General features: G+C 63.6%; 7 protein-coding genes. 3 read left to right on the forward strand and 4 right to left on the reverse strand.

What is annotated here, in order from left to right; all coding sequences use genetic code 11:
- Positions 1–143 precede the first annotated feature (143 nt).
- Complete coding sequence (locus VN004_RS07290; protein ID WP_325608468.1) at positions 144–884, forward strand: ABC transporter permease; 741 nt, start codon at positions 144–146, stop codon at positions 882–884.
- The gene (locus VN004_RS07295) at positions 872–1,699 is read left to right on the forward strand and encodes an ABC transporter permease (RefSeq protein ID WP_325608469.1); all 828 of its coding nucleotides are present in this window, start codon (positions 872–874) and stop codon (positions 1,697–1,699) included. The genes VN004_RS07290 and VN004_RS07295 overlap by 13 nt, the downstream gene beginning before the upstream one ends.
- Before the next feature lie 221 nt (positions 1,700–1,920).
- Here VN004_RS07295 and VN004_RS07300 read toward each other — a convergent pair whose 3' ends face one another.
- Together VN004_RS07300 and VN004_RS07305 are read right to left on the reverse strand one after the other, a co-directional pair.
- Positions 1,921–2,925, reverse strand: coding sequence for an ABC transporter substrate-binding protein (locus VN004_RS07300; protein ID WP_325608471.1), 1,005 nt, complete (start codon positions 2,923–2,925; stop codon positions 1,921–1,923).
- A 145-nt stretch (positions 2,926–3,070) separates the two neighbouring features.
- Positions 3,071–4,177: an LLM class flavin-dependent oxidoreductase gene (locus tag VN004_RS07305; RefSeq protein ID WP_325608473.1), complete on the reverse strand. Its 1,107-nt coding sequence runs from the start codon at positions 4,175–4,177 to the stop codon at positions 3,071–3,073.
- Positions 4,178–4,281: 104 nt separating this feature from the next.
- On the opposite strand from VN004_RS07305, the gene VN004_RS07310 reads away from it, so the two are divergent.
- Positions 4,282–5,223 (forward strand): LysR family transcriptional regulator, encoded by a 942-nt coding sequence (locus VN004_RS07310; RefSeq protein ID WP_325608475.1) that lies wholly within the window; start codon positions 4,282–4,284, stop codon positions 5,221–5,223.
- A gap of 80 nt (positions 5,224–5,303) precedes the next feature.
- On the opposite strand, the gene maiA is transcribed toward VN004_RS07310, so the two are convergent.
- Positions 5,304–5,954 carry a maleylacetoacetate isomerase gene (maiA, locus tag VN004_RS07315; RefSeq protein WP_325608477.1) on the reverse strand — a complete coding sequence of 217 codons (651 nt, stop codon included), beginning with the start codon at positions 5,952–5,954 and terminating at the stop codon, positions 5,304–5,306.
- Between the two features lie 74 nt (positions 5,955–6,028).
- A partial coding sequence (locus tag VN004_RS07320; protein WP_325608479.1) for a GlcG/HbpS family heme-binding protein occupies positions 6,029–6,270 on the reverse strand: 242 nt, incomplete at its 5' end.

Raw genomic sequence — 6,270 nt, forward strand, 5'->3', positions numbered from 1 at the left:
GGCCGCATCAAGACCATCGTCGACAACAATCTCGACCGCAAGGACCCCAATCTGTTCAAGTCGCAGGCTTTCGCCGAACGGGTCGACGACATCTGGAATCTCGTGCGCGAAGAAGCGATGAAGATGCAGGGCGCGCGCACGTCATGACCGCGGCGATCCGCTATCTACCGCTCCTCCTGATCGCGGCGGCCTGGGAGACCGCCTCGCAGCTTCAACTCGTCTCGACACTGGCCTTGCCGCCGCTGTCGGACGTCGCGGTGGCATGGTGGGATCTGCTCAAGAGCGGCGAACTCGTGACCAACGGCATCGCCTCGCTGTGGCGCGCCGGCGCCGGCCTGTTCCTGTCGATCGTCATCGGCGCGAGCGTCGGCATCGCGATGGCCTGGTGGCGGCCGGCGCAGATCGTGATGGGCCCGCTGGTCGAGGCGATGTATCCGATGCCGAAATCGGCCCTGATCCCGGTCACGGTGATCTGGCTCGGCTTCGGCGACGGATCGAAAATCCTCCTGATCCTGCTCGGCTGCATGCTGCCGATCGCGGTCGGCGCCTATAACGGCGCACGCGGCAGCGATCAGGCGCTGGTCTGGACCGCGCGCAGCATGGGCGCAAGCCGCCTGCGCATGCTGTGGGACGTCGTGGTGCCGAGTGCGACGCCGGAGCTTTTGAACGGCATCCGCACCGCGCTCGCCTTGTCCTTCATCCTTCTGGTGAGTTCGGAGCTGATCGTTGCGCGCTCGGGACTTGGCTATCTGATCGGCTCGCTCGGCTCCAACGGCTCCTATGACGCGATGTATGCCGTGGTGCTGACAGTCGCCTTCATCGGATTCGCCGCGGACCGGCTCTTTCAGATCTTCCAGAACCGAATGCTGCGATGGCAACAATGAGCGGCGCGCAACTCACCGACACCGCGCGGCCGACGCTGCTCCGCCGGGCTGGCTGGCTGCTCGCGCATGCCGGCTCGATCATCGCGCTCGCGATCGCCTGGGAATTGTTCGCGCGCTCCGGCGCGGTCACGCCGTTTCAGCTGCCGACGCTGAGTTCCGTCCTCGTGCGGATCGGGAGCGACGCGATGAGCGGCGCCCTGTGGCTCAATGCCGGCGTCACGCTCTACCGCGCGCTCGCGGGTTTCGCCATCGCCGCCGTAGTCGGCATCGTGCTCGGCATGGCGATGACGCGCATCGCCATCGTGCGCTGGTTCTTCGATCCGATCGTCTCGGTCGGCTTCCCGATGCCGAAGGTGGCGTTCCTGCCGGTGATCATTCTATGGCTCGGCGTCTATGACGCCTCCAAGATCACCATGATCGTGGTGGACGCCGCCTTCCCGGTGATCACCGCGACCATCGTCGGCATCCAGAGCGTGGACAAATATCTCATCTGGTCGGCGCGCAATCTCGGCGCCAGCAATCGCGAAATGCTGTGGCAGATCATGCTGCCCGCGGCGATGCCGCAGATCCTCACCGGCTTGCAGGTCGCGCTGCCGATCGCGCTGATCCTCGCGGTCTTCACCGAGATGGTGATGGGCGGCTACGGGCTTGGCGGCGCCATGATGAGTGCGTCGCGTTTTGCCGATTCCCGCGGCGTATTCGCGGGCATCCTCGAGATCGCGGTGCTTGGCTATGTGCTGGTCAAGGGGATGGCGATCCTGCGCCGCCGGCTGCTGATGTGGCACCAGGAAGCGATGGCGCCGAGCACGGTGTGACGCTTTCTCTCCCCTCCTCCGCTTGCGGGGCAGCGTCGATCGACTGCGCCTAAGCGCGGTTACGCGCGTGGCGAAGGAGATCGGGGGGGGGGCTTTTTTGAAATGCCCCGCCAAACGAGCCCCCACCCGGCTCGCTTCGCTCGCCCCCAAGCGGGAAGGATAAGACAAAAAAACCGGACGGCTTGCGCCGCCCGGTTCGCCTCTTCCAGGTCCGCCGGCCCTTATTTCAGCCGCTTCAGCGCATCCTGGGCGATACTCAGATCGGAATATTTGTCGATGTCGATGTGATCCTTCACGAAGCCGAGATCCTTGGTGATGTTGACGTTGCTTTGCAGCGCCTTCAGGTCCGGCAGCATGTCGGGATTGCGGTAATAATCCTCTTTCTCCGTGAATAGCCAGCCGAACTGGGCGGCCGGCCGCTTGGTGACGCGCGCGGCGATCTCGGCGGCTTCCTTCTGGTTCTTCGGGTCGAGATACCAGCGCACGATGCGGATCGAGTCTTCCATGAAGTCGACCATCGCCGCCCGGTTCTTGTCGATGAAGGGCTTGCGCGCGGTCCAGATGATCATGTCGGTAACGCCGATCGCGTCGCGCTGGCTGAACAGCGGCCGCGCGATCTTCTTGAGCTCGGGATCGAGCGAGAACGGAAGCACCGCCGGGATCAGATCGACCTTCTTCTCGGCCAGCATCGCGCGCATGGTCGGGAACGGGGTCTCCAGCACGGTATAGTCGCGCTTGTCTTCGAGGCCGCCCTTGCGCAGCATCGCCTTCATCGCGACGTCGACGGCGCTGCCGGACACGTTGGTTGCGACCACCTTGCCCTTCAGATCGGCGACGCTTTTGATCGGGCTGTCCTTCAGGACATAGAATTCGTTGGTGTAGCGTCCGTCGACGCCATCGCGGAATTCGTCGGCGATCACCCGCAGGTCTTCGAGACCCGCATTCTTGATGGCGATGCCGAGCGTCGAATAGGCGAGATTGGCGACTTCAAGCTCGCCATTCGCAAGCGCCGTGATCATCAGCGGCGTGCCGGCATAGCGGACCGGTTCAAGCGTGTAGGACTTGCCGAGATGCCTGGCGAGATCCTTCTTCTCAAGCAGGATCGACGCCCAGTTCGAAACCGGCGCGGTCCATGCCACCCTGATCTTGACCGGCTGCTGAGCCATCGCAGGCGCGGCCGCAAACGCAGCAAACAACGCGCCGATCAGCCATTTCGACAATCGCATGCCTTCCTCCCTGATTTTTATGTTTTGACCGGCTTGTCTTTTCCGGCGGCGGAACCGCCGTGCAAACCTCGCCGGGATTGAAGGCCGATCCGGATATCAGGTCAACCCTGACCGCATCGCGGTACAACGCGCTGCGGCGCGTGCCTTACTCCGCAGCGCAGGCGCTCGCCTTCAGGGCATCATTGACCTTCGGCATCACCTTTTCGGCAAGCAGGACCATCGAGCGCTTGCCGAGCGCAGGATCGGCCCAGTCCTTTCCTGCATAGAGCAGCGTGCCGAAATCGCCGACCTTGTCGCGGAAGGCGAGGATCTCGTCGGCGACCTTGTCGGGCGAGCCATAGATGATCAGATCGTCGCAGATCGAATCGAGGGTAACCTCGTCGTCCGGCTGGTCGCGATGGGTCTTGAACAATTCGACACGGCCATTCGCCTTCAGCTTGGTGAAGAGCTGCTTGTAGTAGAAGCGATAGGGCGAATCCGGCGCGGTCGCGTATTCACGCGCCGTCTTGTCGTCGTCGGCGACGAAGATGCTCTTGGCCACGCGCCAATTGGCGGGGTCGGCCGGCCGCCCCGCGCGCTCGCAGCCTTCGACATATTTCGGCCAGTGACTCTTCACCCATTGCGGCATCAGGAAGTTCGCCGAGATCGGTTCCCAGCCGCGCGCGGCAGCTTCGGTGACGCCCTTCGAAAATGGCGCCACAGCCGTAACGACGATCGGCGGATGCGGGCGTTGCAGCGGTTTCGGCAGGAACCCCTGCCCGATATCCGGGATGAACTGCTTCTCGCAGACCACACTCCAGTATTTGCCATGCAGGTTATAGGGCGGCTCGCCGGACCAGATCGCCAGCACCTGATTGATGCATTCGAGGAACATCTCGTTGCGGTTGGCGTCGAGATTGCCGAACACCTCGGCGTCCGACAAAAGCCCGCCCGGCGAAATGCCGAAGATGAAGCGGCCGTCCAGCATGTGGTCGAGCATCGCGATCTCGGCCGCCACCGCCGCGGGATGGCTGTTCGGCATATTCACGGTGCCGGTGCCGAGCTTCATCTGCTTCGTGGCGTGAATGAGCGAGGCGATGAAGATCGTGCAGGAGGTGATGTTCTCCGCCTGGTCGGTGGCGTGTTCGCCGACGAGGCCTTCGGAAAAGCCAAGTTCGTCTGCGAGAATGAAGGCTTCCCGGTCCTCGCGCAAAGAGGTCCGCCAATCCTTCCCGAGCGGATGGATGGGCATGGTGAAAAAGCCGAACTTCATTCGCGTTCCCCTCTGAAGCCGCCGAATCTAGCTGCGCGGCCCGGCCAGATGAAATAATATGAACTGACCAAGAGCATTAGATTTCCTGATACGGGCTGAACCCCATGCCGGGCCCAAGGTCGCTGCGCCAGATCCGGGCCATCATCGCGGTTTGCGAGGAAGGCTCCTTCACCCGCGCCGCAGCGCGGGAGAACGCGACGCAATCCGGCATTTCCCAGCATGTTTCCGCCGTGGAGAACGCGCTCGGCGTCCGTCTGTTCGATCGCACGCCCGCCGGCGTGACGCCGACGCCCGCGGGCCAGCGCTATTACCGGCGCTGTGTCGAGGCGATCGGCCTCCTGGAACAGGCGGACGAGGAGGTCCGCGCTCTTGCCGGCGCAGTCGCCGGGCATCTGCGCATCGGCCTGATGCCGACCTTCACGCGCGCGGCGCTGACTCCGACGCTGCAGCATTTCGTCGGCGCCTATCCCGACGTGCGCCTGCAGATCGTCGAGGCCTATAGCGGCATCCTCACCGAACAGGTGCTGGCCGACGAACTCGATTTCGCGATCGTCCCGGCCTTCGAGGGGCGTACCGGGCTGAAATCGCGGCTCATCCTGCGCGACCGCGAGGTGCTGATCTCCGGCCGAGCCAGCGGCTTCAAGCCGCTCGCGCCCGTGCGCCTTGCCGATTGCGCGCCACTGAAGATCGTGGTGCCGGGGCCGGAGAATGTGCGGCGGCGCAATCTCGAAGTCTATTTCCAGAGCCATGGCGTCGCCATCGACCGCATCATCGAGATGGATGCGATGATGGCGACCTTCGACCTGATCGCGCGCACGGACTTTGCGACGATCCTGCCGGGCCTCATCTGCATCAACGACATCGGACAGGGTGCTCTCGTCATCAACACGATCGATCCGCCGCTCTATGCCGAATTCATCGTCATCACGCCGGCGCGGCGGACCCTGCCCGCGCCGGCGCGGCTGTTCCTGCAACGATTCGAGGCCGATCTCGCGCAAATGGAGAAGCGGCTGGCGGGATTGTTGAAGGGCAATCGCAAGCGATAGCCACGCGCTCACCAAGCTGCCTCCCCTGAAGGGGGACGGTTGGGGAGGGGTCGCTTGACCTGAGCCAGTCGCGGACGCTCTCACACCGACGCCGGGGCGCCGGGCTGCTTCAGCGGATGCGCCCGCGCGAAGGCATCCTCTTTCATGCAGGTCTCGACGATGCGGCGCACGGTCGGAAACGGCGCAAGATCGTATTTGAAGAAGTTGCAGCCGGTGGCGTGACTGACGAGGCAGATATCCGCCATTGTCACATTGTCGCCCTGGCAATAGATCCCGGTTTCGCTGCTGCCGGCGAGATTGGCCTCCAGCGCCTTCATGCCTTCGCCCAGCCAGTGATGAATCCATTTCATCCGCCCCGCTTCATCGACCTTGAGCTCTTGCTCGAGATAATCGCGGATGCGCGGCACGATCAGAGGATGCGCATCGGAGGCGACAATGCCCGACAGGCCGCGCACCCGCGCCCGCGCAACAGGTTCGGACGGCAACAGGTTCGGGTGCGGATGCACGTCGTCGAGATATTCCATGATCGCCATGGACTGGAACAGCACCGCACCATCGTCGGTGACGAGCGCTGGCAGCAGCATCTGCGGATTCACCTTGCGATAGGCCGCCTCGCGCTGCTGGTTCTTCATCAGGTCTATGTCGATGACCTCGGGCGACAGTCCCTTGATGTTCAGGGCAATGCGAACCCGAAACGATGCGAGCGAACGCCAGAACGAGAAGAATTGCATGTTGTGACGTCTCCGGATCGGTCGAGGGCCAGGCATGCGCGAAGCGGGAAAGCAGAAGGTTCGTGTGTGAAAGGCTATTTCTTCGTGCCGCCAGGATCGGCCTTCAGGCCGGCCGCCTCGATCCCGGCAATCGCGCAGATCTCGTCATTGTCGGACGTATCGCCCGAAATTCCGACGGCGCCGATGATGGTTCCGCCGGCATCGCGGATCAGCACCCCACCGGGAACGGTCACGATGCGCCCGCCGCTCGCCGCAGCAAGCGTCGTGAAAAACATCGGCGTCTTCTCGGCGCGCTCGGCCAGCGTCCGCGAGCCGA

It is taken from the genome of Pseudorhodoplanes sp., from assembly GCF_035565855.1.
In the GTDB taxonomy this organism is placed as follows: Bacteria; Pseudomonadota; Alphaproteobacteria; order Rhizobiales; family Xanthobacteraceae; genus Pseudorhodoplanes.

Bases quoted from the DNA above. Each gene is read 5' to 3' on its own strand.
- VN004_RS07295 (WP_325608469.1), top strand. From the start codon at position 872: ATGGCAACAATGAGCGGCGCGCAACTCACCGACACCGCGCGGCCGACG.
- VN004_RS07300 (WP_325608471.1), bottom strand. From the start codon at position 2,925: ATGCGATTGTCGAAATGGCTGATCGGCGCGTTGTTTGCTGCGTTTGCG.
- VN004_RS07290 (WP_325608468.1), top strand. From the start codon at position 144: ATGACCGCGGCGATCCGCTATCTACCGCTCCTCCTGATCGCGGCGGCC.
- VN004_RS07310 (WP_325608475.1), top strand. From the start codon at position 4,282: ATGCCGGGCCCAAGGTCGCTGCGCCAGATCCGGGCCATCATCGCGGTT.
- VN004_RS07305 (WP_325608473.1), bottom strand. From the start codon at position 4,177: ATGAAGTTCGGCTTTTTCACCATGCCCATCCATCCGCTCGGGAAGGAT.
- maiA (WP_325608477.1), bottom strand. From the start codon at position 5,954: ATGCAATTCTTCTCGTTCTGGCGTTCGCTCGCATCGTTTCGGGTTCGC.